The sequence below is a fragment of the Billgrantia tianxiuensis genome (assembly GCF_009834345.1).
Taxonomy (GTDB): domain Bacteria; phylum Pseudomonadota; class Gammaproteobacteria; order Pseudomonadales; family Halomonadaceae; genus Halomonas; species Halomonas tianxiuensis.
On record NZ_CP035042.1, the window covers coordinates 1,135,652 to 1,160,959 of the forward strand.

Consider the following 25,308-nt stretch of genomic DNA (forward strand, 5'->3'; position numbering starts at 1 on the left):
CACTCCGAAAGGCTAACATTTGACTCATGCTAGCGGTACGCTGCCCAAGGCGGATTGAGCTGCGTCAAACGAAGTGTTGATGTTGTGGCAGCAGCGTGATGAGCTGCCACAGGGCAAAAGCGATGATCGCTAGGGCGGCCACGGTGCGGGTCGCCGGGTGACGGATCAGGTTGCCCAACTGGCGCGCGGCGAGGCCGGTGACCAGCAGGGCGGGCAGGGTGCCGAGCCCGAAGGCCGCCATCAGCGCCGCGCCGCGCCATGGATCGGCCGTGGCCAGACTCCAGGCCAGCATCGAGTAGACGAGACCGCAGGGCAGCCAGCCCCACACCGCACCGAGGCCGATGGCCTGGGGAATCCTGACCACCGGCATCAGGCGCTTGCCGATGGGTTCCAGATGGCGCCACAAGTGCCTGCCCAGGGCTTCCACCTTGAGCAGCCCCTTCCACCAGCTGGCGATATACAACGCCATCAGGATTAGCATGACCGCGGCGAACACCTGCAGGCCGACTCGCGCCGCCGGTGACAGCGCGACTACGGTGCCGAGTGAGGCCACCACCGCGCCGGCCAGCGTGTAGCTGGCGATACGTCCCAGGTTGTAGCCGAGCAGTAGTCCCGACAGGCGTGCCGGGCTGCGCATGCTGGGTGGCACGGCGAAGGTCAGTGCGCTCATGATGCCGCCGCACATGCCGATGCAGTGAGCGCCGCCGAGCAGGCCGAAGACGAAGGCGGCTAGCAGCGGCGGCAGGCCGAGTCCGGTGGGGTCCATCAGCGCTCCGCCGGGTCGTCGTTATCCTTGGCGGCCGATTCGCGTCGGCGGGCCCGGCGCCGCCGCTCGCGCTCTTCCGGCGTCAGGTCGTTCTCGTCCTCGTCGAAGAGGATGCGGTGGGCCGGTCCTTCGAGGTCCTCGAACTGATCGTTCTTCACTGCCCAGAAGAAGGCCCATACGGCCAGGCCGAGCAGGATCAGCGAGAGCGGGATAAGCAGGTAAAGAATGGTCATGCATTCACCATTTGGGCGTCGCGGCCTGGTGGCTGGCTGGGGCGCAGCCGGAAACGGTTGAGCCGCAGCGCATTGCCCACCACCACCAGCGAGCTGCCTGACATGCCCAGCGCCGCGACCCAGGGCGGCACGATGCCGATGGCGGCCAGCGGCAGCGCCGAGAAGTTGTAGCATACCGACCAGATCATGTTCTGGCGCATGATGCGCCGGGTGGCACGGGCGACCTCGATCGCCTCGACGATACGCATCAGACGCGGGCTCAGCAATACGGCGTCGGCGCTGGTACGGGCCAGATCGGTGGCGCCGTTCATGGCGATCGACACGTCGGCGCCGGCGAGCACCGGCACGTCGTTGATGCCGTCGCCGATCATGGCCACTTTCTCACCGGCCGCCTGGCACTGGCGGATACGTTCGAGCTTGCCCTCGGGGCTGACACCGGCGTGCCAGGTGTCGAGTCCCAACTGTTCGGCCATGCTGCGTACGGCATCGCTGGTATCGCCGGAGAGCAGTTCGACACGAATGCCCCGCGCCATCAGCTCGGCAATGGTCTGTGCAGCATCGTCGCGCAGCCTGTCGCGCAGGGCGAACCAGGCGCGCGGTTCGCCATTCTCGCTGAGCAGCAGCCATTGCCCGTCATCCGGTGTGGTGAGGTCGTGGTCGGCAGCGGCGAAATCGGCGCGCCCGAGGCGCCAGCGCTGGCCGTCGATCGTGCCCTCCACGCCCTGGCCGGTACGGCTGTTCCTGTCGCTCGCGTCCACCGTCGCCTCGCGCCAGGGGCGGAAGGCGCGGGCGATGGGGTGCTCGGAGTGAGCCTCCAGTGCCGCGCCGATCAATCTGGCACGCTCAGCCGAAAGTTCACCGAGGGGGCGGGTGTCGATCAGTTGCATCTCGCCGCAGGTCAGGGTGCCGGTCTTGTCGAAGATCACCCGGTCGACCTGGGAGAGTGACTCGATGGCATCGGCTCGGGTGATCAGTATCCCGCGCCGGCGCAACTGGCCGTGGCCCGCGGTGAGCGCAGTGGGGGTGGCCAGCGCCAGGGCGCAGGGGCAGGTCACCACCAGTACCGAGAGCATCACCCACAGCATGCGGCTGGGGTCGATGAACCACCAGGCGGTAGTCACGCAGGCGGTCACCACCAGCAGGCGCAGTACGAACAGATGCGACATGCGTGCGGCCATCTGGGCCAGGCGCGGTCGACTAGCGAAAGCCCGGTCGGTAAGATCGACGATGCTGGCCACCCGAGCCTCCTTGCCGGCGTGGGTGACGCGTACCACCAGCGGACTCTCGATGTTCTGACTGCCGCCGGTGACGCTGTCGCCGATGCGCCGGGTCACCGGCAGGTACTCACCGGTGAGCATCGACTCATCGAGGCTCGACTCTCCCTCTTCGATCACTCCGTCGGCGGGCACGCCGTGGCCGGGACGGATCAGCACCCGGTCGCCGGCGGCAAGCTCGCTGGCCGGCAGGATGCGCTCCTCGCCGTTCGCCTCGAGGCGCACGGCAGAGAGGGGCAGGGCGCCGGCCAGGGCATTGCCGGTATGTCCGCTGCGCCGCCGCGCGCGAGCTTCCACGTAGCGGCCGAAGAGCAGGAAGAAGGTGAACATGGCCACCGAGTCGAAGTAGACCTCGCCGGTGCCCGAGAGCACGGCATAACCGCTGGCCAGATAGGCCCCGCCGATGGCAATGGAAACCGGTACGTCCATGCCCAGCACCCGCGCACGCAGGTCGCGCACGGCATTGCGGAAGAAAGGCATCGCCGAAAAGAACACCACCGGTGTGGCAAGGGCGAACGACAGCCAGTGGAACAGGGCGTAGAAGTCCTCGCTGATTTCGCCGGGGCCAGCCACGTAGATGGGAATCGAGAACATCATCACTTGGGCCATGCCCACGGCGGCGACGATCAGCCGACGGATGTTCATGCGCTCCTCGAACTGCAGCCGCTGCTGGGCCGCGTCCGGCTCGTAGGGCTGGGCGCTGTAACCGATACCGGCCATTTCGGCGAGGATGCGCGACAGCTTGAGTCTTGCCGGATCCCATGCCACTCGCACGCGATGATGGCTCAGGTTGACGGCACTCGAGGTCACGCCTTCGAGGTCGTTGAGGCGATGCTCGATCAGCCAGGCGCAAGCGGCGCAGGTGATGCCATCCACGGCCAGGGTGGCGTGCACCGTTGCGTCATCGGTGTCGTCGTGAACGAACTGGCGCTGCAGGCCCGGATCGTCGAATACGGCCCAGGTCTCGGCCTTGACCGCCTGGCGTTCGTCGGGGCGCTCGGGCAGCTCGGTGCGAAAACGGTAATAACTGGCCAGGCCGCCGTCGACGATGGCATGAGCTACCGCCTCGCAGCCGGGGCAGCACAGCGGGTGCGTGCACTCATCCAGCGAGATCGACCAGGGCGCCCCGGCAGGCACCGGGTTGCCGCAGTGATAGCAGGTCGTGGCCGGATCGGCCTCGCCGACGGTCAGGGACATGTCTTGGTGTGTCAAGGGTCGTGACGGCACTCGTTAGCTGCGTTGCGAAACGCCAGGGGTCAGGCGGAAGCTTTCTTCGCTGGGTAGGCTGGCCTCGCCCACCAACCGCCATTCGGGCTGCTCTTCGCTGGGGTGGAGTTGCAGGTACCAGCGATAGCGCAGGTTGTCGGGGGCCTGACCGAGATAGCGACCGTCGCGCACGTGTTCCAGTACCAGGTCCTGGTCGCGGTCGTCCTGGGTCGGGAAGATCAGCCTCAGGTAGAGCCGCTCGGGGCGATCATCACCGTCGAGCTGGACGATGATGTCGCTGGTCAGCGGGTCGATGCGCAGGTCGGCGGCCAGGTTCAGCTCGTGAGCGCGCTGCTGCTTGGCCAGGACCATGTTGATGGCGCGGCCGTGCTCATAGTAATCCTCCTGCACCATGCCGTCGGCGGAGCGAATGGCCAGCACGGCGAAGGTCGAGCTGACACCGATCGACATGAACAGCAGGCCGAGCAGGAACCAGGGCCAGAATTGCTTGTACCAGGGGGTGGGGGCGGTCATTGTCATCTCCGGGTATCACCGATGAAACGGGTTTCGCGCTCGAGCCGGATGTCCGTGTCCTGGTGCGATTGCAGATGCAGCTGGATCGGATGACTGGGCAGGTCCAGCACCTCGGGGGCCGCAGTGATCTGCACGGCGAAACGGCGCGAACTGGAGGCCGGTACGCTCAGCGAGTCGGTATCCAGCGTGAGATCGGGCAGGCCGCTCACCTCGAGCCGGTAGTCGTGGTCGCGGTCGTCGAGGTTGCGCACGGTCAGGGTATAGACATTGCTGATACGACCTTCGCGGGTCATCTGGTAGAGCTGGCCGCGCTCGCGTTCCACTTCGAAACCGAGCGGCATGCGCTCCCCCAGTGTCCAGACGAACAGACCGACCATCACCGTCAGCGCCGCGAAGTAGCCGAGCAGGCGTGGACGCAGCACATGAGACCGCTTCCCTTCCAGGGCGTTCTCGGTAGTGTAGCGAATCAGACCACGCGGGTAGTTCATGCGGTCCATCACGCTGTCGCAGGCATCGATACAGGCCGCGCAGGTGATGCATTCGTACTGCAACCCCTTGCGGATGTCGATGCCGGTGGGGCAGACCTGCACGCACAGCTCGCAGTCGATGCAATCGCCCAGTCCTGCGGCACGCACCTGTGCATGTTCGAGCGCTTTCTTGCGTGCGCCGCGCGGCTCGCCGCGGGCCGCGTCGTAGGAGACGATCAGCGTATCGGCATCGAACATCACTGACTGGAAGCGGGCATAGGGACACATGTAGATGCATACCTGCTCACGCAGCCAACCGGCATTGAGGTAGGTGAAGACGAGGAAGAAACCGACCCAGAAGTAGGACCAGCCGTGAGCCTCTAGGGTGGGCAGATCGACGATCAGTTCGCGGATCGGCGTGAAATAGCCGACGAAAGTCACGCCTGTGGCCAGGGCGATGGCGAGCCAGACGGCATGCTTGGCGGTCTTGCGCCAGGCCTTGTCGAGGCTCATCGGCTCGCGGTCGAGCCTGATGCGACGATTGCGTGAGCCTTCCAGGCGGTGTTCCACCCAGATGTAGAGGAAAGTCCACACACTCTGTGGGCAGGTGTAGCCGCACCATACGCGGCCGGCGAATACGGTAATGAAGAACAGGCCGAAGGCACAGATGATCAGCAGCCAGGAGAGCAGCATGAACTCCTGGGGATAGAAGGTCGCGGCGAAGATATGGAATTCGCGCCCCGGCAGGTCGAACCAGATCAGCGGCCGGTCGCCCCAGTTGAGCCAGGGTAGGCCGAAGAAGGCCAGCATCAGTAGCCAGTTGGCACCCCTTCGTAGACGCTGGAACAGCCCCTTGATCTCGCGCACATAGATGTGGCGGCGCTTGGCGTACATCTCCTGCTGAACCGTGGCAGGTGGCGTGTGGTGTCCCACCGCCTGCGGTGTCACGTCTCGAGTGGGGATCTTATCGCTCATGTCGGACTCGCGGCGGGAAATGACGACCCGCGAAAGGGAGGCAAGGATATGGCGTCATTGTACCGAGTGCCCGCTGCCGGGCGACGGAGTGCGACGGTGCGTCGCACTCCGTGCGGACGGGGCTAGTCCTGCAGGCGCAGGCTGTAGATGTAGGCCGCGACAAGGTGGACGCGCTCGGCGCCGATGTAGGCCTCCTGCGCCGGCATATGGCCATTGCGGCCGTTGCGCAGGGTCTGGCGCACCGAGTCGGCGACACTCTGGCCGGGCGCCTGGTAGAGCCAGGTGTCGTTGGTCAGGTTGGGCGCGCCGAGGGCCTGGTTGCCGGTTCCTTCCTGGCCATGACAGGCGGCACAGACCGAGGCGAAGACCGCCGCACCCTGCTCGGCGCGCTCGGCATCGTGCTCGAGCCCCGACAGCGAGAGCACGTGCTGGGTCACGTTCTCGATGTTGTTCTGGCCGAGCTGCTGCCATGAGGGCATCAGGCCGTTACGTCCGCGCACCAGGGTGGTCACGATCTGCTCCGGCTCACCGCCGTAGAGCCAATCGTCGTCGGTCAGGTCGGGGAAACCATAGCCGCCGCGAGCGTTGGCTCCGTGGCACACCGCGCAGTTGTTGAGGAAGATCCGCTCACCGACCTGCATGGCTTCGGCGTCCTGGGCCAGTTCGGGGATGGGGATCTCCTGGTACTGGGCGAAGATCGGGGTGAAGCGTTCCTCGGCGCGGGCGACCTCCTGCTCCCACTGACCTTCCTGGGTCCAGCCGAGCAGGCCGGTGAAGTTGCCAAGTCCCGGATAGAGCAACAGGTAGCCGAGCGAGAACACCACGGTGCCGACATAGAGCTGGAACCACCAGCGCGGCAGCGGGTTGTCGTACTCCTCGATCTCGTCGGCGGCATGCCCGGTGGTTTCCACGTTGCCGTCGGCATCCGGCACCTTGTCGGTCTTGCGGTTGGCGTAGAGGATCCAGAAGGCGAAGGCGATGGAACCCAGCGTTATCACAATGATCCAGGTACTCCAGAACCCGGAAAGGGAGTCATCCCAGAAATTGCTCATGTGTTTTTGTCTCCCCTGTCTTGGCGGGAATCGGCTTCGCTTTCTTGCTCGCTGGACGAGCGCTGCTGCGAGGCGCTGCTGTCACGATTGGGTTGCTCATCGTCTTCGGCGAAGGGCAGGTTGGCCGCTTCGTCGAAGTCCGGCTTGCGACGCCGGGAGTAGGCCCACCAGGTGATCCCCAGGAAGGCCACGATCAGCAAGAAGGTAATGATGCCGCGAAAGGTCCCGGTATCCATGATCAACGCGTGCCCTCGAGCACGGTGCCCAGTTGCTGCAGATAGGCCACTAGCGCCGTGATTTCCTGCTGGCCGCGCACTTCGCGAGTGGCGTTGGCAATGTCCTCGTCGGTGTAGGGCACACCGAGGGTGCGCAGCACCTCCATCTTGCGCGGCGTATCGCGGCCATCCAGGGTGCGCTCGAACAGCCACGGATAGGCCGGCATGATCGACTCCGGCACCACATCGCGCGGGTTGTACATGTGGGCACGGTGCCAGTCATCGCTGTAGCGGCCGCCGACACGGGCCAGGTCCGGACCGGTACGCTTGGAGCCCCACAGGAAGTTGTGCTCGTAGATGGATTCACCAGCCACGCTGTAGTGACCGTAGCGCTCGGTCTCGGCGCGGAACGGGCGAATCATCTGCGAGTGACAGCCCACGCAGCCCTCACGGCGATAGATGTCGCGTCCTTCCAGCTCCAGGGCGGAGAGTGGGCGCAGGCCGTCCACCGGCTCCGTGGTCTGCTTCTGGAAGAACAGCGGCACGATCTCGGCCAGGCCGCCGAAGCTGATCACCACCAGGATCAGCACGGCGAGCAGGCCAACGTTCTTTTCGACGATCTCGTGTTTCATTGGTGTCGGTTTCCCCGGTTGCTCAGGCGGTCTGCGGCATCGGCTGCTGGCTGACGGCTTCGCTGCGCTTGATGGTCATGAAGACGTTGTAGGCCATGATCAGCATGCCAACGATCCAGAACAGGCCGCCGATCAGGCGCACGATGTATCCGGGACCGCTCGCTTCGACCGATTCGATGAAGGTGTACATCAGGGTGCCGTCGGGGTTGATGGCGCGCCACATCAGGCCCTGCAGGATACCGTTGACCCACATGGCGGCGATGTAGAGCACGGTGCCGATGGTGGCCAGCCAGAAGTGCACGGCGATCAGGCCAACCGAATACATCTCGGTGCGGCCAAACAGGCGCGGAATCAGGTGATACATGGAGCCGATGGTGATCATCGCCACCCAGCCCAAGGCGCCTGCGTGGACGTGGCCGATGGTCCAGTCGGTATAGTGGGACAGCGCGTTGACCGTCTTCACCGCCATCATCGGACCTTCGAACGTCGACATGCCGTAGAACGACAGGGCCACGACCAGGAAGCGCAGGGTCGGATCGGTGCGCAGCTTATGCCAGGCGCCGGAGAGGGTCATCATGCCGTTGATCATGCCGCCCCAGGAGGGAGCCAGCAGGATGATCGACATCACCATGCCCAGCGACTGGGCCCAGTTGGGCAGAGCGGTGTAGTGCAGGTGGTGCGGGCCGGCCCACATGTAGATCATGATCAGAGCCCAGAAGTGCACGATCGACAGGCGGTAGGAGTAGATCGGACGCTCGGCCTGCTTGGGCACGAAGTAGTACATCATGCCGAGGAAGCCGGCGGTCAGGAAGAAGCCCACGGCGTTGTGCCCGTACCACCACTGCACCATGGCATCGATGGTGCCGGCGTAGATCGAGGTGGAATACATCAGGCTGACCGGGATCGCCGCGTTGTTGACGATATGCAGCACCGCCACGGTAAGGATGAAGGCGGCAAAGAACCAGTTGGCCACATAGATGTGCGAGGTCTTGCGCTGCTTGACGGTCATCAAGAAGACAATGGCATAGCTGACCCACACCACGGCGATCAGGATGTTGATCGGCCACTCGAGCTCGGCATACTCCTTGGTGGTGGTATAGCCCAGCGGGAGCGTCACGACCGCCGACAGGATCACCGCTTGCCAGCCCCAGAAGGTGAAGGCCGCCAGCTTGTCGCAGAACAGCCGCGTCTGGCAGGTACGCTGTACCACGTAATACGAGGTCGCCATCAGCGCGGAGCCGCCGAAGGCGAAGATGACGGCATTGGTGTGCAACGGGCGCAGGCGACCGAAGCTGGTCCAAGGCAGATCGAGGTTGAGTTGCGGCCATACCAGTTGTGCGGCAAGGATGACACCGAGGAGCATGCCCACGATGCCCCACACCACTGTCATGATCGCGAACTGCCGAACTACCTTGTAGTTGTAGGTCGGGTGCTCTAGTGCTGTGCTCATGTCAGGTTCCCATCGAACGCGTATCGAGAACTCGCGGTGGCGAAGGCCACGACGGCGCTCCCGGTTGGGTGATGCAGGTCAGAAAGCAGGGCGGATTCTAGCGCAGCCGCCTGACAGACTGAAACAAGGATACCGGTGAAACTCGTATAGGAATTTGACGTGTGTCGAACTTTTCACGATTAGTGCCGGTCGCCGTGGAGCCTCGCCAACTTCGCGAACGAAGGCTCGACCGGCAGCCTGGCAACTGGTTCGTCGAGGGGCTCGGTCCGCTCGAAATCAGAGGCGAAGGAGGCGTCGGACGCCTGCTGATTGCCCATGGCGCGGGGGCTGGGCAGCAGTCTCCCTATATGAGCGACTTGCGGGACGCGCTCGCCCGCCAGGGCGTCCAGACCCTGGCCATCGAGTTCTCCTACATGCAGCGCATGCAGCAGGAGGAGAAGCGGATTCCACCACCCAGGATCGACCGTCTCGTAGAAGAATTGTCCCATTGGTGCGACATTCTGACACAGCCGCAAGGAGGTACTCCGTGGCTGGGTGGAAAGTCGATGGGCGGACGTGTGGCCAGCTTGTTGGCGGCGCGCGATGGAGCCGCGGGGCTGATACTGTGCGGCTACCCTTTTCACCCTCCGGCCAAGCCGGAGAAGCTGCGTCTTGCCCATTGGCCAGGGATCGATTGCCCCACCTTGGTGGTGCAAGGCAGTCGCGATCCGTTTGGCACCCGTGAGGAGGTCGAGAACTATTCGTTGGGCGAACGAGCGTGCATCCATTGGCTGGAAGATGGCGATCACGACTGGAAGCCGCGGCGAAGATCGGGGCGTACCCAGGCCGACCTGATCGAGGAGGGGGCGGCAGCGATCGCGACCTTCATACGGGAGCAGGCCAGGGTGGATTGAGAGACGTCACGAATGACGTAGGCTACAGCGCTTTCGACCCGGTCGAGGCTCCTGATACGGCGCTCTTTCCTGGCCGTAAAATGCGCAAGACCATTGACAAGGCAGCGGATCTCTGTAGAATTCAGCGCCACGTGACCAGGGGTGGTTAGCTCAGCTGGGAGAGCACCAGCCTTACAAGCTGGGGGTCACAGGTTCGAACCCTGTACCACCCACCATCGCGCTCAAATATGGGCGATGGCGAGATCCTGAACACGTAGGAAACATGCAGCGGACCGGTAGTTCAGTCGGTTAGAATGCCGGCCTGTCACGCCGGAGGTCGCGGGTTCGAGTCCCGTCCGGTCCGCCATCGTTTCCACTGCTAGTGTCATCTGTCGTGGACCGGTAGTTCAGTCGGTTAGAATGCCGGCCTGTCACGCCGGAGGTCGCGGGTTCGAGTCCCGTCCGGTCCGCCACGATGCTCTGGCAAATTCTTCGCATGCGCTACCACTGCAAGTGCGATGTCCGTGGGTGATTAGCTCAGTTGGTTAGAGCACCAGCCTCACATGCTGGGGGTCACTGGTTCGAGTCCGGTATCACCCACCACGCGGACCGGTAGTTCAGTCGGTTAGAATGCCGGCCTGTCACGCCGGAGGTCGCGGGTTCGAGTCCCGTCCGGTCCGCCATTCGATTTCAAGGCCCCGAGCTGATGGCTCGGGGCCTTTTCGTATCGTCTATACTCCCTCCGTCCCGCTTTCGCCAGATGGACAAGAACTGCGGCGCCTCCTGTCGCGAGAGTCCAGCGCACTTCGTCTTTGGGCGAAAGCGTCGCTTTTCCTTTGCGCCTGTCGCCCGGCTATCATACAGTTGTTTGAAATTACCGTGACTCGACCCAAGGAGGAGTTCGGCGTGCGCTATCCTCATCTCTTTCGTCCGCTCGAGGTGGGCCACCTGACGTTGCCCAACCGGGTGCTGATGGGCTCCATGCATACCAACCTCGAGGAAGCGCCGAATGGCTTTGCGCGCCTGGCGGCCTTCTATGCCGAGCGCGCCCGTGAAGGCGTCGCCCTGATCGTGACCGGCGGCATCGCTCCCAATAGAGAGGGGGCCGTCTTCCAGGGCGCCGCCACATTGGAGCGGGCCGAGCAGGTGGCCGATCATCGTGGCGTGGTCGAGGCGGTGCATGCCGAGGGCGGTCGCATCTGCATGCAGATCCTGCATGCGGGACGCTATGCCTATTCACCCGAGCTGGTGGCACCGTCGCCGATCCAGGCGCCGATCAACCCGTTCGCGCCACATGAACTCAGCGATGCGGAAGTGGAGCGCCAGATCGACGATTACGTCCGCTGCGCTTCGCTAGCGCGCGAGGCCGGTTACGACGGCGTCGAGGTGATGGGCTCCGAGGGCTACCTGATCAACCAGTTCCTGTGCCTGCGCACCAACCACCGAGACGACCGCTGGGGTGGCTCGCTCGACAATCGTATGCGCTTCGCCGTCGAGATCGTCTCGCGGATCCGCGAGGCGGTGGGCGACGACTTCCTGATCATCTTCCGCCTGTCGATGATCGACCTGGTCGAGGAGGGCAGCACCTGGGAGGAGGTCGTGACCCTGGGGCGGGCCATCGAGGCGGCCGGCGCCAGCCTGATCAATACCGGCATCGGTTGGCACGAGGCGCGTGTGCCCACCATTGTCACCAGCGTGCCGCGAGCGGCCTTCACCGAAGTGACCCGGCGCATGAAGGCCGAGCTTTCCATCCCGCTGATCACCACCAACCGCATCAACATGCCCGAGGTGGCGGAGCGGGTACTCGCCGAGGGCCATGCCGACATGGTCTCCATGGCGCGCCCCTTCCTCGCCGATCCGGCCTGGGTGAGCAAGGCGGCCGAAGGGCGCGACGGCGAGATCAATACCTGCATCGCCTGTAACCAGGCGTGCCTGGACCACACCTTCCAGGGCAAGCTCACCTCTTGCCTGGTCAATCCCCAGGCCTGTCACGAGACCGAACTCGTCATCGAGCCGGCCGAGACATCGCGCGACATCGCCGTGGTCGGTGGCGGTCCGGCGGGGCTGGCGGCGGCACTTACCGCAGCGCGTCGCGGCCATCGCGTGGTGCTGTTCGAACGCACCGGCGAGCTGGGCGGACAATTCAACCTGGCGCGCAAGATCCCCGGCAAGGAAGAGTTCGACGAGACGCTGCGCTATTTCAAGGTGATGCTCGACAAGCATGGCGTCACGGTGAGGCTGGGCACCGAGCCCGACGTGCAGGCGCTGCGCGACTTCGATGCCGTGATCCTGGCGACCGGGGTGCGCCCGCGACGTCTCGATCTGCCGGGCATCGATCACCCCAAGGTGTTGAGCTACCCCATGGCCATTCTGCATCCCGAGCGGGTGGGGCGGCGCGTGGCCATCATCGGCGCCGGCGGTATCGGCTTCGACGTGGCCGAGCTGCTCACTCATGTGGGGCATCCCTCGCTCGACCGCGACGCCTGGTGCGCCGAGTGGGGCGTGGATCTCGCCGTCACCGAGCGCGGCGGCATCCGCCCGCCAGAGCGTCCCGAGACGCCGCGCCAGGTATTCCTGCTGCAGCGCAAGGCCTCCAAGCCCGGCAAGGGCCTGGGCAAGTCGACCGGCTGGGTTCACCGGGCATCGCTTCGTCATCGCGGCGTCGAGGCACTGGCGGGCTGCGAGTACGTCGGTATCGATGACGCTGGCCTGCATATTCGCCATCATGAGGAGCCACGCCTGCTGGAGGTCGACAGCGTGGTGGTCTGTGCCGGCCAGGATCCAGTGCGCGAGCTGCTCGAGCCGCTCCGGGAGGCTGGCGTGGCGGTGCATCTGATCGGCGGCGCCGACGAGGCGGCCGAGCTCGATGCCAAGCGCGCCATCGACCAGGGCACCCGCGTGGCGGCGGGGTTGTAGCGCGAGCGTTGATGTCAGGGCGCCTCCGCCCGTCTACGCTGAAGAAATCTCTCTTCGTCAAACACGCCCAGTCGGGGGGTGGCATGGCCCGGCAGCCGCCGGCCATGTCGCCCAGCGCCATCGCAGCGTTTGCGCCTGGCTCCGAGCCCCCATGGCGTGGCGCTTGGCGATTTTTCATCGCCGGCTATGCCTGACGCCACGTTCCGTTTGCGTCCTAATAGCGTTTAATTCTTCTTATACAGCCATCGAACCCTTGGCTTGCCCCGCGTTCTCATGATTATCCTTCCCTTGCGTTGATTCTTTGCCACCCACTCCGCTCTGAAGTGTCTAGGCTGATGAGTAACCCAGGGCGGCCATTCCGATCGGGTGGCCAACGGGGTAGGCAAACAGGAGGCTTCGATGAGCATCTTCGATCATGTGCAGAACCGCTTCTCCCGTGTTCAGCAGGAGGAAATGAGCCTGCAGGAGTACCTGGAGCTGTGTCGTGAGGACCCCATGGCCTACGCCAGCGCCGCCGAGCGGATGCTGAAGGCCATCGGCGAACCCGAGGTGATCGACACCGCCAAGGATCCGCGGCTCTCCCGAATCTTTTCCAACAAGGTGATCCGACGCTATCCCGCCTTTTCCGAGTTCTACGGCATGGAGGATGCGATCGAGCAGATCGTGGCTTACTTCCGCCATGCCGCTCAGGGGCTCGAGGAACGCAAGCAGATCCTCTACCTGCTCGGCCCGGTGGGGGGCGGCAAGTCATCGTTGGCCGAGCGGCTCAAGCTGCTGATGGAGCGGATCCCGTTCTACGCCATCAAGGGCTCGCCGGTGTACGAATCGCCGCTGGGGCTGTTCTCGCCCGAGGAAGACGGTGAGCTGCTCGAGAAGGAGTACGGCATTCCACGCCGCTACGTGAAGAGCGTGATGTCGCCATGGGCGGCCAAGCGGCTCAAGGAGTATGGTGGCGACATCTCCCAGTTCAAGGTGGTGCGCCTGTACCCCTCGCGGCTCAACCAGATCGCCATCTCCAAGACCGAGCCGGGCGACGAGAACAACCAGGACATCTCCTCGCTGGTGGGCAAGGTCGACATCCGCCAGCTCGAACTCTACTCCCAGGACGATCCGGACGCTTACAGCTTCTCCGGTGGCCTGTGCAAGTCCAACCAGGGGTTGATGGAGTTCATCGAGATGTTCAAGGCGCCGATCAAGGTGCTGCATCCGTTGCTGACGGCGACCCAGGAGGGCAACTACAACCCCACCGAAGGCATGGGCGCGATTCCCTTCGAAGGCATCGTGCTGGCCCACTCCAACGAGAGCGAATGGCAGGCGTTCCGCAACAACCGCAACAACGAGGCGTTCCTCGACCGCGTCTACATCGTCAAGGTGCCTTACTGCCTGCGCGTGACCGAGGAGATCAACATCTACAAGAAGCTGCTGGAGCACTCTTCGCTGGCCGAAGCCTCCTGCGCTCCGGATACCCTGCGTATGCTGGCGCAGTTCTCGGTGCTCTCGCGCCTCAAGGAGCCGGAGAACTCCAGCATCTACTCCAAGATGCGGGTCTATGACGGCGAGAACCTAAAGGACACCGATCCCAAGGCCAAGTCGATCCAGGAGTACCGCGACGCCGCCGGGGTCGACGAAGGCATGGACGGGCTCTCCACCCGCTTCGCCTTCAAGATCCTGTCGAAGGTGTTCAACTTCGACAACCACGAGATTGCTGCCAACCCGGTGCATCTGCTCTACGTGTTGGAGCAGCGCCTCGAGCAGGAGCATCTGCCCAAGGAGACCTTCGAGCGCTATCTGCGTTACATCAAGGAGTTCCTGGCACCTCGCTACGTCGACTTCATCGGCAAGGAGATCCAGACCGCTTATCTCGAATCGTACTCCGAGTACGGTCAGAACATCTTCGATCGCTACGTCACCTACGCTGACTTCTGGATCCAGGATCAGGAGTACCGCGACCCCGAAACCGGCGAACTGTTCAATCGCCAGGCCCTCAATGAGGAGCTGGAGAAGATCGAGAAACCGGCCGGTATCTCCAATCCCAAGGATTTCCGTCACGAGGTGGTCAACTTCGTGCTGCGGGCGCGTGCCCAGAACAACGGCATGAACCCCAGCTGGCAGTCCTACGAGAAACTGCGCGGCGTGATCGAGCACAAGATGTTCGCCAACACCGAGGAGCTGCTACCGGTGATCTCGTTCAATGCCAAGGCCTCGGCGGCGGACCAGAAGAAACACGAGGACTTCGTGGCACGCATGAAGGAGCGTGGCTATACCGAGAAGCAGGTACGGCTGCTCTCGGAGTGGTATCTGCGGGTGCGTAAATCGCAATAAAGCGGCGCGAGCCAGGAGGTCGGCATGACCTATTTCATCGATCGACGCGCCAACGCCAAGAACAAGAGCGCCGTGAACCGTCAGCGCTTCCTCGACCGCTATCGGGCGCACATCAAGCGCTCGGTCGAGGAAGCGGTCAATCGACGTTCTATCACAGACATGGAGCGCGGCGAGAAGGTTTCGATACCGACTCGCGACATCTCGGAGCCGGTATTCCAGCATGGCCCGGGGGGCAAGCGCACCATCGTCAGCCCCGGCAACAAGGAGTTCATCGAGGGGGATCGCCTGCGCCGTCCCGGCGGGGGCGGCGGTGGAGGCGGCTCCGGTGAGGGCAATGCCTCCAACCAGGGCGAGGGCATGGACGAGTTCGCCTTCACCCTGACCCGCGAGGAGTTCCTCGACTTCGTTTTCGACGGGCTGGAGTTGCCGCATCTGGAACGCAAGGCCCTCAAGGACCTGGACGAAGTCAGGCCGGTACGCGCAGGGGTGACCCGTGATGGCGTGCCGGCGCGGATCAATATCGTGCGCTCCATGCGCGAGGCCTATGCCCGGCGCATCGCCATGCGTGCGCCAATCCGTCGGGCGCTGCGCGAGGCGATGGAGGCGCTGGAGGAGGAGGAGTGCAAGGATCCCGTGCTGCGCAATCCGTCACGGATCGCTGAGCTGAAGGCCGAGATCGAGCGTCTCGAGAAACGTCTCGAGGCGGTGCCCTTCATCGACACCTACGACCTGCGCTACAACAACCTGATCAACCAGCCGCAGCCCTCGAGCAAGGCGGTGATGTTTTGCGTGATGGACGTCTCGGGCTCCATGACCCAGGCCCACAAGGACATCGCCAAGCGTTTCTTCCTGCTGCTTTACCTCTTTCTCGAGCGCAACTACGAGAAGGTCGAGCTGGTCTTCGTGCGTCACCACACCGCGGCCAAGGAGGTCGACGAAGAGGAGTTCTTCTACTCGCGTGAGACCGGCGGCACCATCGTCTCCAGCGCCCTGACGCTGGTCGACGAGATCATCACCCGGCGCTATCCGCCGACCCAGTGGAACCTCTACGTGGCCCAGGCCTCGGATGGCGACAACTGGGATGACGATTCGGTGAACTGTCGCGAGCGTTTGATGAAGTCGCTGATGCCCCGGCTGCAGTACTACACCTACGTGGAAATCACGCCCCATGCGCATCAGGCGCTATGGGAGGAGTACGAGACAGTGGCCGCGGAGTACCCCGACCGCTTTGCCATGCGCCAGATCGTCGAGGCGGGCGATATCTATCCGGTATTCCGTGAGTTGTTCAAGCGCCGTGCCGCCAATTGACGTGACGAGGGAGGCATCATGACCCGACGCAAGCCGATCGCCACCGGTTCCGACTGGAACTTCGAGATCCTCGAAGCGTACGAGCATGAGCTGGCCAGGCTGGCCGACGAGTATCGACTCGACACCTATCCCAACCAGATCGAGATCATCACCACCGAGCAGATGATGGATGCCTATGCCAGTGTGGGGATGCCGGTGGGCTACCATCACTGGTCGTTCGGCAAGCAGTTCCTGGCCGTGGAACAGGCCTATCGGCGCGGTCAGATGGGGCTCGCCTACGAGCTGGTGATCAACTCCGATCCTTGCATTGCTTACCTGATGGAGGAGAACACGCTGATGATGCAGGTGCTGGTCATGGCCCACGCCTGCTACGGCCATAACTCCTTCTTCAAGGGCAACTATCTGTTCCGCACCTGGACGGATGCCAGCTCGATCGTCGACTACTTGGTCTTTGCCCGCCGGTACGTCGCCGAGTGCGAGGAGCGTCACGGCGTCACCGCCGTCGAGCAACTGCTCGACGCCTGCCATGCCCTGCAGAACTACGGCGTAGACCGCTACAAGCGGCCTTCGCCGATCTCCGCCGATGAGGAAATGCGCCGCCAGGCGGAGCGCGAGGAGTACCTCCAGGCCCAGGTCAACACGCTGTGGCGCACCATTCCAGGACGCCCGCAATCGGATACCCTGGCCGGTAGCGCCGACAGCGAGGACGATCCGCTGGGCCTGCGTGCCGGGGGCCGCTATCCTCCCGAGCCGCAGGAGAACCTGCTCTATTTCCTCGAGAAGAATGCACCGCTGCTGGCGCCCTGGCAGCGCGAGATCGTGCGCATCGTGCGCAAGCTGGCGCAGTACTTCTACCCCCAGCGCCAGACCCAGGTGATGAACGAGGGCTGGGCCTCGTTCTGGCACTACACCCTGATGAACCGGCTCTACGACGAGGGGCTGGTCGACGAGGGACTGATGCTGGAGTTCCTGCAGTCGCATACTGCCGTGGTCAGTCAGCCCGGCTTCGACAGTCCCTTCTACAATGGCATCAACCCCTACGCGCTGGGCTTCGCCATGTTCAGCGACATCAAGCGCATGTGCGAGAACCCCACCGACGAGGATCGCGAATGGTTTCCCGATACGGCGGGTAGCGATTGGCTCGAAGCGGTGCATTTCGCCATGCGCAACTTCAAGGATGAATCCTTCATCCAGCAGTTTCTCTCGCCCAAGGTGATTCGCGATCTCAAGCTGTTCAGCATCGTCGACGACGACCAGGAGGAGATGCTGGAGGTCACGGCCATTCACGACGAGCGTGGCTATCGCCGGATCCGCGAGTCCCTGGCACAGCAGTACGCGCTGTCGTTGCGCGAGCCCAACATCCAGGTCTACGAGGCCAATATCCGGGGCAATCGCTCGCTCACCCTGCATCATGTGCAGGATAGCCGGCGCCCCATGGGCCGCAGCGTCTATCCGGTGATCCGGCATCTGCACCAGCTATGGGGATTCCCGGTGCGGTTGGAGTCGCTCTCCGAGGAGGGCGCGGTGGTAAGACGCTACCAGTGGCCGCTCCCCGATGAGGAAGCCAAGGAGTGACGGGCGAAAGCGGTGAAGCGGGCCAGAAGGCCCGCTTCAGTTTGCGGTGACCCAGGATTGGCACCAGCCGCCGGGTTCGACGCTATTCTGGGGAAAGAGTTGGCAGCCTTCGCTGCGCCGTTCGAAGAACATGCAGTTACTGCAGGTTTCGCCCTCCTCATAGGCGGGGTGGTCGCTGGCTTGTTCGGCCACTTCGACATAGTTCAGGGCCTGGGCCTGCTCATCGCTGGGGTCTAGCCTCGGCAGGTTCTGAGCAAAGGCCTGACGCGACAGGATGCCAATTCCCAGGGGCAGGGCGGCGATCCCCAGCAATCCGTTGCGAAGGAAGGTGCGTCGGCTCTGCTTGGACTTGGAAGGTTCTTTGGCCATGAAAGGTTTTTTGGCCATGGAAAGGTCTCCTGCTTAGACACGGTCCAATGAGAATACCCGTTTCAGACCCAGCTGGCGCTGGCCGGGTAAATGGCACGCCAGCTTGGCTATCTGACCGCTACGACGGGAACGGAGTTCTCAATGTGTTAAGCAGAGGGAACACTTTTTCCTTCGGCCACGCAATTGTCGTGTGTTGCGCAGCGTTACGAGCGGGTGTCATGCCGTTTCGGCGAGACAGGTTGTGTAAAGAAAAGAAGGGAGACGCTACGTGTGTGGCGGGCCGTGACGGCCCGGCAAACCTGGCGCCGTCATTTTACTTTGGTTAGGGTAGGGGCACACTGCTGCTGCAAGGATGCTGTTATGCCGTGGATCAAGATTCTGCACATCGCCACGCTGTTGTGCTGGTGTGCAGCGCTACTCTACTTGCCGGCGCTATTGCTGGCGAGCGCCAGAACGCGTGAAGGAACGGACTTCGAGGTTCCCGCACCCACCCTGCTGCGTTTTTTCTTCACCCATGTCGCCACGCCTTTCGCGCTACTGGCGATCATGAGCGGCACCCTGCTGTTCATCGTCGGTCAACTGACCGGCGGCTGGCTGGTTCTGAAGCTGGCGGCAGTGAGCGGCATGGTGCTGTGCCATGTCCTGTGCGGCGCCCTGATCGTGCGCCTGGAGCGTGGCCGGCGCCGCTTCCTGACTCCGGCAAGCGGCGTGATCGTCGTCTTGGCGGCATCGCTGATGCTCGCCGTGCTGGTGCTGGTGCTGAGCAAGCCATTCGATTGAGGCATCACAAGGAGGTCACGATGCACAGCGCGACATGCCAGGCACGGTTTGCGTCACTTGTCGTCGATTTCGACACCGACCGCCTCGTCGTAGACGAGCATGCCGCCGATGATCCCGGCGAGCACGATCAATCCCGCCGTCATCAGCGTCAATCCCACGGCCCAGGGCAGCAGGTCGGTGGGATGCAAGTATCGCCACAACCAGTTGAGCGAAGCCAGCGACAGCATCATCACCGCCAGGATGGCGTGGCTCCAGCCGAGGATCAGTTCGCGTATACGCCTGACCGTGATCAGGTCGACGAGCCCGGCGATGCTGGCTACCCAACCGCCCAGTGCGCCTATGCCGGCCAGCCACAGGCTACAGCGCGCCCAGAACGTGTCTCCGGTATAGAGGAAGAGGGCATCGCTGCCCACCACCAGCATCAGGCAGGCAATGGGGAAGTGCACCAGGGTGGGGTGGAGAGGGTGGCCGGCAATGGCGGCGCGGCTCTTGATCGAGCGTCTCGGTTGGTCAGCCATGTTCGCGTCCTTTGCGATCGGTTCATTTCTCTCATTGGCATTCAACGCCCTGGTCGGCATCGGGTCAACCGCTCGCGCCGACTCGTCTGGAGCGTCTTGCCATTGTGCGGTCTGCTGGCGGGCTGTGCCGGCGAGATGTCGATACTGGATCATTCCGGCCCGGCGGCCCGAGCCCAGTTCTGGGTGTGGTGGGCCATGCTCATCGTCACCGTCGTCGTCTCGCTCAGTGTCTATGCGCTATGGCTCTATACCTTTCGTCGTCGCGAACAGCCGCAGCGGACGCCTCGCGAGGAGCGGCACATCATGCTGCGCTGGGTACTCGGCGGTGGCATAGCGTTGCCGGTGGTCAGCATCGTCGCACTGCTGGTATTCGCCGCGCCCACCGGCCGCAGCATGCTGCCCCTACCGCTCCCTGAGGGCGAAGCCGAGCGCATCGAAGTGATTGGCCACCAGTGGTGGTGGGAGATTCGCTATCCCGGCGAGGAGGGCGAGCGCGATGTGGTCACGGCCAACCGGCTAGTGATGCCGGCCGGCGAACCCGTCGACTTCCGCATCACCAGCGAAGATGTCATCCACGCCTTTTGGATACCGCGCCTGGGCGGCAAGCGGGACATGATACCCGGGCGTCATTCCACCATCCGCCTGGAAGCGGACGTGCCCGGCGTATTCGGCGCCCAGTGCGCCGAATATTGCGGTGCGCAGCATACCCACATGCTGCTCCACGTCGAGGTGCTGGAGCGCGACGCTTACGATGCCTGGCTGGCCGAGCGACGCTCTCCTCCCGTGCCGCAGGAAGGGTTCGACCAGGCGCGGGAAGCCTTCGGTGAGCACTGTGCCGCCTGTCATACCGTCGCGGGCTTTCCCGACGAACTCGTCGTCGATGACCTGGAACACGACATTCGCGGACCCGACCTCAGCGACATCGGCTCCCGCCCCACGCTGGGCGCCGGTGTGTTGCCCATGGAAGAGGGCGCCATCGCCTATTGGCTGCAGCACCATCAGACGCTCAAGCCCGGCAATCGGATGCCGCCCCATCATCATATCGATACCGAAACACTGCAGGATATCGGTGCCTGGCTGGAGACGTTGGAACCATGAGCGATACCAAGGACGCTACCCTGACTCCCGAAGTCCGTCGTCTGCACAACGGCATGGCCGAAGTCTGGGCCAACCCGCGCGGCCTGGGTGCCCTGACCGTGGTCAATCACACCAGCGTTGGGCTGCGCTTCATGGTGACCGGGGCGATCTTCTTCTTGATCGGCGGGCTGCTGGCGATGCTGATTCGCACCCAGCTCGCCTTCCCCGACAACGACTTCATGTCGCACGAGACCTATAACCAGGTCTTCACCATGCACGGCACGGTGATGATGTTCCTGTTCGCCATTCCCATTCTCGAGGGGCTGGCGATCTACATGATCCCCAAGATGATCGGCGCGCGCGACCTGGTGTGTCCGCGGCTTTCCGCCTTCGGCTACTTCTGCTATCTGTTCGGCGGCATCATCCTGGTCTCGAGCCTGCTGTTCGAGATGGCGCCGGCCAGCGGCTGGTTCATGTACACGCCGCTCAGCAGCGGCGACTATGCGCCCGGGCGCGGCTCGGACTTTTGGCTGCTGGGCATCACCTTCGTGGAGATTTCGGCACTCTCCGCCGGGGTCGAGCTGGTGGTGTCGATCTTGCGCACGCGTACCGAAGGCATGCCGCTGCACAAGATGCCGCTATTCGCCTGGTACATCCTGGCCATGGCGCTGATGATCGTGGTCGGCTTCCCGCCGCTGATCCTCGGCAGCATCCTGCTCGAGCTGGAGCGTGCCACCGGCATGCCGTTCTTCGACGTGGCCGGCGGTGGCGACCCGGTTCTGTGGGCGCACCTGTTCTGGCTATTCGGCCATCCCGAGGTCTATATCATCTTCCTGCCGGGGGCCGGCATCGTCTCCACCCTGATCCCGGTCTTTGCCCGGCGTCCCATCGTCGGCTATGGCTGGGTGGTGGCGGCGATCGTCATCATGGGCTTCGTCAGCTTCGGGTTGTGGGTGCACCATATGTTTACCCTGGGTATCCCGCAGCTGGCGCTGGCCTTCTTCTCGGCAGCCAGCATGCTGGTGGCGATTCCCACCGGCATCCAGATATTCGTCTGGCTTTCCACGCTGTGGCTGGGGCGACCGGTCATGTCGCTGCCGATGCTGTGGATCATCGGTTTTCTGGTGATCTTCGTGCTGGGTGGGCTGACCGGGGTAATGCTGGCGCTGGTGCCGTTCAACTGGCAGGTCCACGATACGCACTTCGTAGTGGCGCACATGCACTACGTGCTGGTGGGCGGCATGCTGTTTCCGCTGATCGCCGGGCTCTACTACTGGCTACCGCTGGTATCGGGGCGCATGCCTTCCGCACGGCTTGGCAAGTGGAGCTTCTGGCTGATCTTCCTCGGTTTCAACCTCACTTTCCTGATCATGCACTGGACCGGACTGCTGGGCATGCGCCGGCGTGTATTCACCTACGACACCGCCATGGGCTGGGATATCTACAACCTGATCTCTTCCGTTGGCGGGTTCATGATGTCGGCCGGCGTGGCGCTGCTGATTCTCGACGTCGCGCTGCATTTCCGCTTCGGCAAGAAGGCGCCGCAGAACCCGTGGAATGCCGACGGCCTGGAGTGGACCATGCCCAAGCCGCCAACGCCTTATAACTTCGTCAGTCTGCCGCGGCTGGATACCCGCCACCCGCTGTGGGACGACCCGGAACTGCCGCGCACCATCACCGAGGGGCGCCATGGCCTCAACACCATCGACCATGGCCGGCGCGAGACCTGGGGCAGCGATGCGCTGACCGGTAAGCTGCGCGAAGTCGTCCATCTACCCACCAACTCCTGGTGGCCGTTCTTCGCCGCCCTGGCCCTGGCGATGGTCTGCGTCTGCCTGTTGGTCCGAATCTACCCGCTGGCGGCCGTGGCCACGCTGGTGGCCGTCGTCTTGCTGCTGCGCTGGTCGTGGGAGAACGGCGCTCATCCCAAGGCGGCGCCCGACCCTACGGTGTCGCCCGGCCAGCCGCCGCTGCATTCGCGCACCATGAACGGCCCGGGGGTATGGACCATGTCGGTCTCGCATCTGGCCAACGGTTCGCTGTTCCTTTCGCTGCTGTTCGGCTGGTTCTACCTGTGGACCGTGGCCCCCGAGTGGCAGATGCCGGAAACCTCGCCTCTCTCGCCATCGTTGCTGGTGGGGGCGGGTATCTCCCTGACGCTGGGTAGCGCGTGGCTGGCCAAGCTGGTGCGCCGCCTACGGCGAGACAACGATGCCGGACTCGGCGGTGGCATGTATCTGGCTGGCGGACTCGGCGCGCTACAAGCGATGCTGCTCGCAGCGGTGATCTGGCAGGCGGAGCTGGCGCCCACCGAGACCGCCCACGATGCCACGCTGCTGGTGGCGTTGCTCTACGTGCTGATCCATGCGCTGCTGGGTGGCCTGCTGTGCCTGCTGCAAGGACTGCGGGTGGGCTATGGATTCGTCGGCGCGCATGCGCCCCTGGAGCCGGTGGTAGTGTTGCGCTTCTGGTACTACCACCTGGTCGTTTACTGGGTCTTGTTCGTAGCCATCTGGGTCATGCCGACGATCCTGGGAGGTGGGGTATGAGACGACTGTTGAGACTGACCCACCCGGTTCACCTGGTCAGCGGTGTCACCATCTGGGGCATCTGGTTCGTGGCGATCTATGCCGGACTCTCGGTGGCCTGTTCGGTGGCGCCGCCCGACCCCGAACGCGACATGCTGACCGGTATCAATATCGGGGTGGGGCTGGCCACGCTCTTCACGGTGTTGCTGCTGCTGGGGTTGACCTGGGCCAGCGTGGCGGCAGGGCGGAAGGCGGAGCCGCGGCGTGAGCGCTTTTTCGCCTACGCCTCGGCGGGGATCTTCCTGTTCTCGGCGGGTGGCACCCTGTTCGTGGGCTACCCGATAATATTCCTGCCTCCCTGTCTGTGAGGGAGCGAGACGATTCAGCCACCGCGGCCTGCCTGCTATACTCGCGCCAGGTCGCGGCGAATGCCTGCCGCGGTGGAACCCGACTGGAGCAAGACAAGGGGAGAGCCCGATGCAGAATGCCGTGATCCTGATCAATACCGAGAAGGGCCAGGTCAAGGCGGTGGCCGAGCGGCTTGCCGATGTCGAGGGGATCAGCGAGGTCTACTCCACCTGCGGCCGCTATGATCTGGTGGCCATCGCCCGCACTCCGGATTTCGAGAGCCTTGCCGAACTGGTGACCGAACGTCTCAATGCCGTTGAGGGTATTCGTGACACCGAAACCCTGAACGCCATGCAGGTGCACTCCCGGCACGACCTCGAAACCATGTTCTCGCTGGGCTGGTAGCCCGGCGAGCTTCCTTCGCGATGTAACTCGATGCCGGCGTCTCAGGACACCGGCAGTGGCACCCTCTGGATCGACTCATGGCTCTTGCACGCTCACGCAGCAGGCGGCGTAGCTCACCGCTGTCACGCTGGCGCTCACGCACCCGCCAGTTCGCCATCACTCTCGTTTTCGTCGCGGTTGGCAGCGGCCTGTGGTACACTCAGGAACAGGAGTACCGCGACCAGCTCAGTTGGATGGGGGTGCCCACCTGGGAAAACCTGACGCCGCTGACCCTGCACCGCGTACTACGTAACGACGGCTTCCTGGTGGGCTGGTCGGACGTGCGGGTCAATCCGCTGTGGGTGAGTTACCTGCTTCACGAGGTGGAGGATCCCAGGTCCGGCTCCAGGCCCGATTTTCGGCAGGATTGGCGCACCCTGTGGCCAATTGCCGCCGACAGCTATTTCGGCAGCGGTTACGACCGCGGCCATCTGGCGCCCAACTACGCCATCGCCGTAGTGCATGGGCGCCAAGCCCAGGAGCAGTCGTTCCTGATGAGCAATATCTCGCCCCAGCGGCCGGATCTCAACCGGCGGCTTTGGCAGCGCCTCGAAGAGGTGGTGATCGACCACTTCGTGCCGCGTTTCGGCGTGGTGCAGGTGATCACCGGGCCGGTTTTCCCGGAGCGGTTCTTCGACAACGTGACCAACCGGGTCGGCTTGGTCGAGATTCCCGAAGCCTTCTACAAGATCATCGTGGTGCCGGCCGAGGAGCCCATGGCGCTGGCCTTCATCATGCCCCAGGAGGTGCGCGGCGACGAGCCGCTGGACGACTACCTGGTGAGCATCGACGAAGTGGAAGCGCGTACCGGACTGAACTTCTTCCCGCGCCTGCCCGAGGAGGTGGCCGAGGTGCTGGAAGGGGAGGTGGTTGCGGAGGGGTGGGCGCTCGAAGAGGTGGCGCACCTTCCTTCTCGTTATTAAAAAGTCGCTGCGCGAGCGAATCGCAGGCACAAAAAAACCGCGATCTGGTCGCGGTTCTTTTAATTCGTTGGTTCGCTCTGGAAATGTTCAGCCTGCATGATGCGGTGTGCTCGTGAGAGCGGTGGTGCCCAGGAGAGGACTTGAACCTCCACATCCGTAAGGATACTAGCACCTGAAGCTAGCGCGTCTACCAATTCCGCCACCTGGGCGCATCATGCCGTTGTCGTCATCGCCATCGTGTTCGCGTGTCTGGGATGGTGCCCAGGAGAGGACTTGAACCTCCACATCCGTAAGGATACTAGCACCTGAAGCTAGCGCGTCTACCAATTCCGCCACCTGGGCGAACACGAGCGAGTCGAGTTGACAAAGAGCGAGGGGCCTGACCCAACCAGCGCTTCCGCAGGAAGCGTTGGTGCCCAGAAGAGGACTTGAACCTCCACGTCCGTAAGGACACTAGCACCTGAAGCTAGCGCGTCTACCAATTCCGCCATCTGGGCAGGCGACGCGTATCTTACCCAAATTGT

General features: G+C 63.6%; 22 protein-coding genes and 8 tRNA genes. 16 read left to right on the plus strand and 14 right to left on the minus strand.

Annotation, left to right across the window (positions count from 1 at the left end):
- Positions 1 to 64: 64 nt before the first annotated feature.
- From EKK97_RS05350 to ccoN, 9 genes are all read right to left on the minus strand, one after another.
- Positions 65 to 766 carry a sulfite exporter TauE/SafE family protein gene (locus tag EKK97_RS05350; protein WP_159549982.1) on the minus strand — a complete coding sequence of 234 codons (702 nt, stop codon included), beginning with the start codon at positions 764 to 766 and terminating at the stop codon, positions 65 to 67.
- Positions 766 to 999, minus strand: coding sequence for a cbb3-type cytochrome oxidase assembly protein CcoS (gene ccoS, locus EKK97_RS05355; RefSeq protein WP_159549985.1), 234 nt, complete (start codon positions 997 to 999; stop codon positions 766 to 768). The genes EKK97_RS05350 and ccoS overlap by 1 nt, the downstream gene beginning before the upstream one ends.
- Positions 996 to 3,470, minus strand: coding sequence for a heavy metal translocating P-type ATPase (locus EKK97_RS05360; protein ID WP_159549988.1), 2,475 nt, complete (start codon positions 3,468 to 3,470; stop codon positions 996 to 998). The genes ccoS and EKK97_RS05360 overlap by 4 nt, the downstream gene beginning before the upstream one ends.
- Positions 3,471 to 3,503: 33 nt before the next feature.
- On the minus strand, positions 3,504 to 4,019 hold the full coding sequence (locus EKK97_RS05365) for a FixH family protein (RefSeq protein ID WP_159549991.1): 516 nt from the start codon (positions 4,017 to 4,019) through the stop codon (positions 3,504 to 3,506).
- The gene (gene ccoG / locus EKK97_RS05370) at positions 4,016 to 5,455 is read right to left on the minus strand and encodes a cytochrome c oxidase accessory protein CcoG (RefSeq protein ID WP_159549994.1); all 1,440 of its coding nucleotides are present in this window, start codon (positions 5,453 to 5,455) and stop codon (positions 4,016 to 4,018) included. Before ccoG ends, EKK97_RS05365 begins: the two co-directional genes overlap by 4 nt.
- 122 nt (positions 5,456 to 5,577) lie before the next feature.
- Positions 5,578 to 6,507: a cytochrome-c oxidase, cbb3-type subunit III gene (gene ccoP / locus EKK97_RS05375; RefSeq protein ID WP_159549997.1), complete on the minus strand. Its 930-nt coding sequence runs from the start codon at positions 6,505 to 6,507 to the stop codon at positions 5,578 to 5,580.
- Positions 6,504 to 6,743 (minus strand): cbb3-type cytochrome oxidase subunit 3, encoded by a 240-nt coding sequence (locus tag EKK97_RS05380; RefSeq protein WP_159550000.1) that lies wholly within the window; start codon positions 6,741 to 6,743, stop codon positions 6,504 to 6,506. Before EKK97_RS05380 ends, ccoP begins: the two co-directional genes overlap by 4 nt.
- A gap of 2 nt (positions 6,744 to 6,745) precedes the next feature.
- Entirely contained in the window at positions 6,746 to 7,354 is a 609-nt protein-coding gene (gene ccoO, locus EKK97_RS05385) for a cytochrome-c oxidase, cbb3-type subunit II (RefSeq protein ID WP_159550003.1), read from the minus strand.
- Positions 7,355 to 7,376: 22 nt separating this feature from the next.
- The gene (ccoN, locus tag EKK97_RS05390) at positions 7,377 to 8,804 is read right to left on the minus strand and encodes a cytochrome-c oxidase, cbb3-type subunit I (protein WP_159550006.1); all 1,428 of its coding nucleotides are present in this window, start codon (positions 8,802 to 8,804) and stop codon (positions 7,377 to 7,379) included.
- 194 nt (positions 8,805 to 8,998) lie between these two features.
- On the opposite strand from ccoN, the gene EKK97_RS05395 reads away from it, so the two are divergent.
- The 10 genes from EKK97_RS05395 to EKK97_RS05440 all read left to right on the plus strand — a co-directional run bounded on the left by EKK97_RS05395 (position 8,999) and on the right by EKK97_RS05440 (position 17,797).
- The gene (locus EKK97_RS05395) at positions 8,999 to 9,697 is read left to right on the plus strand and encodes an alpha/beta family hydrolase (protein WP_234286660.1); all 699 of its coding nucleotides are present in this window, start codon (positions 8,999 to 9,001) and stop codon (positions 9,695 to 9,697) included.
- Between the two features lie 139 nt (positions 9,698 to 9,836).
- Positions 9,837 to 9,912 (plus strand) — tRNA-Val (locus EKK97_RS05400).
- 54 nt (positions 9,913 to 9,966) lie between these two features.
- Positions 9,967 to 10,043: transfer RNA gene (locus EKK97_RS05405), tRNA-Asp, on the plus strand.
- 29 nt (positions 10,044 to 10,072) lie between these two features.
- A tRNA-Asp gene (locus tag EKK97_RS05410) sits at positions 10,073 to 10,149 on the plus strand.
- 53 nt (positions 10,150 to 10,202) lie between these two features.
- Positions 10,203 to 10,279, plus strand: a tRNA-Val gene (locus tag EKK97_RS05415).
- Between the two features lie 3 nt (positions 10,280 to 10,282).
- Positions 10,283 to 10,359, plus strand: a tRNA-Asp gene (locus EKK97_RS05420).
- Positions 10,360 to 10,555: 196 nt separating this feature from the next.
- A complete protein-coding gene (locus EKK97_RS05425; protein ID WP_159550012.1) occupies positions 10,556 to 12,592 on the plus strand; it encodes an FAD-dependent oxidoreductase in 2,037 nt (678 codons plus the stop codon).
- Between the two features lie 399 nt (positions 12,593 to 12,991).
- The gene (locus tag EKK97_RS05430; protein WP_159550016.1) at positions 12,992 to 14,914 is read left to right on the plus strand and encodes a PrkA family serine protein kinase; all 1,923 of its coding nucleotides are present in this window, start codon (positions 12,992 to 12,994) and stop codon (positions 14,912 to 14,914) included.
- A gap of 24 nt (positions 14,915 to 14,938) precedes the next feature.
- Complete coding sequence (locus tag EKK97_RS05435) at positions 14,939 to 16,222, plus strand: YeaH/YhbH family protein (RefSeq protein WP_159550021.1); 1,284 nt, start codon at positions 14,939 to 14,941, stop codon at positions 16,220 to 16,222.
- 18 nt (positions 16,223 to 16,240) lie between these two features.
- The gene (locus EKK97_RS05440) at positions 16,241 to 17,797 is read left to right on the plus strand and encodes a SpoVR family protein (RefSeq protein WP_159550024.1); all 1,557 of its coding nucleotides are present in this window, start codon (positions 16,241 to 16,243) and stop codon (positions 17,795 to 17,797) included.
- A 36-nt stretch (positions 17,798 to 17,833) separates the two neighbouring features.
- On the opposite strand, the gene EKK97_RS05445 is transcribed toward EKK97_RS05440, so the two are convergent.
- Positions 17,834 to 18,184, minus strand: a complete 351-nt coding sequence (locus EKK97_RS05445) for a high-potential iron-sulfur protein (RefSeq protein ID WP_234286632.1) — start codon at positions 18,182 to 18,184, stop codon at positions 17,834 to 17,836.
- 342 nt (positions 18,185 to 18,526) lie between these two features.
- Here EKK97_RS05445 and EKK97_RS05450 point away from each other — a divergent pair, with 342 nt between their 5' ends.
- The gene (locus EKK97_RS05450; RefSeq protein WP_159550026.1) at positions 18,527 to 18,946 is read left to right on the plus strand and encodes a CopD family protein; all 420 of its coding nucleotides are present in this window, start codon (positions 18,527 to 18,529) and stop codon (positions 18,944 to 18,946) included.
- 53 nt (positions 18,947 to 18,999) lie between these two features.
- Here EKK97_RS05450 and EKK97_RS05455 read toward each other — a convergent pair whose 3' ends face one another.
- Entirely contained in the window at positions 19,000 to 19,464 is a 465-nt protein-coding gene (locus tag EKK97_RS05455) for a DUF2231 domain-containing protein (RefSeq protein ID WP_159550028.1), read from the minus strand.
- Between the two features lie 96 nt (positions 19,465 to 19,560).
- Between EKK97_RS05455 and coxB the strand changes: the two genes are divergently transcribed.
- The 5 genes from coxB (at position 19,561) to EKK97_RS05480 (ending at position 24,784) form a co-directional block, all read left to right on the plus strand.
- Positions 19,561 to 20,562, plus strand: coding sequence for a cytochrome c oxidase subunit II (gene coxB / locus EKK97_RS05460; RefSeq protein WP_234286633.1), 1,002 nt, complete (start codon positions 19,561 to 19,563; stop codon positions 20,560 to 20,562).
- Positions 20,559 to 23,090 (plus strand): cytochrome c oxidase subunit I, encoded by a 2,532-nt coding sequence (gene ctaD / locus EKK97_RS05465; RefSeq protein ID WP_159550030.1) that lies wholly within the window; start codon positions 20,559 to 20,561, stop codon positions 23,088 to 23,090. Before coxB ends, ctaD begins: the two co-directional genes overlap by 4 nt.
- Complete coding sequence (locus tag EKK97_RS05470; protein ID WP_159550032.1) at positions 23,087 to 23,437, plus strand: hypothetical protein; 351 nt, start codon at positions 23,087 to 23,089, stop codon at positions 23,435 to 23,437. Before ctaD ends, EKK97_RS05470 begins: the two co-directional genes overlap by 4 nt.
- A gap of 109 nt (positions 23,438 to 23,546) precedes the next feature.
- A complete protein-coding gene (locus EKK97_RS05475; RefSeq protein ID WP_159550034.1) occupies positions 23,547 to 23,822 on the plus strand; it encodes an Lrp/AsnC family transcriptional regulator in 276 nt (91 codons plus the stop codon).
- A gap of 77 nt (positions 23,823 to 23,899) precedes the next feature.
- Positions 23,900 to 24,784 (plus strand): DNA/RNA non-specific endonuclease, encoded by an 885-nt coding sequence (locus EKK97_RS05480; protein ID WP_159550036.1) that lies wholly within the window; start codon positions 23,900 to 23,902, stop codon positions 24,782 to 24,784.
- A 122-nt stretch (positions 24,785 to 24,906) separates the two neighbouring features.
- Here the strand turns inward: EKK97_RS05480 and EKK97_RS05485 are convergent.
- From EKK97_RS05485 to EKK97_RS05495, 3 genes are all read right to left on the minus strand, one after another.
- A tRNA-Leu gene (locus EKK97_RS05485) sits at positions 24,907 to 24,993 on the minus strand.
- A gap of 46 nt (positions 24,994 to 25,039) precedes the next feature.
- A tRNA-Leu gene (locus EKK97_RS05490) sits at positions 25,040 to 25,126 on the minus strand.
- A gap of 68 nt (positions 25,127 to 25,194) precedes the next feature.
- Positions 25,195 to 25,281: transfer RNA gene (locus EKK97_RS05495), tRNA-Leu, on the minus strand.
- Between the last annotated feature and the right edge of the window lie 27 nt (positions 25,282 to 25,308).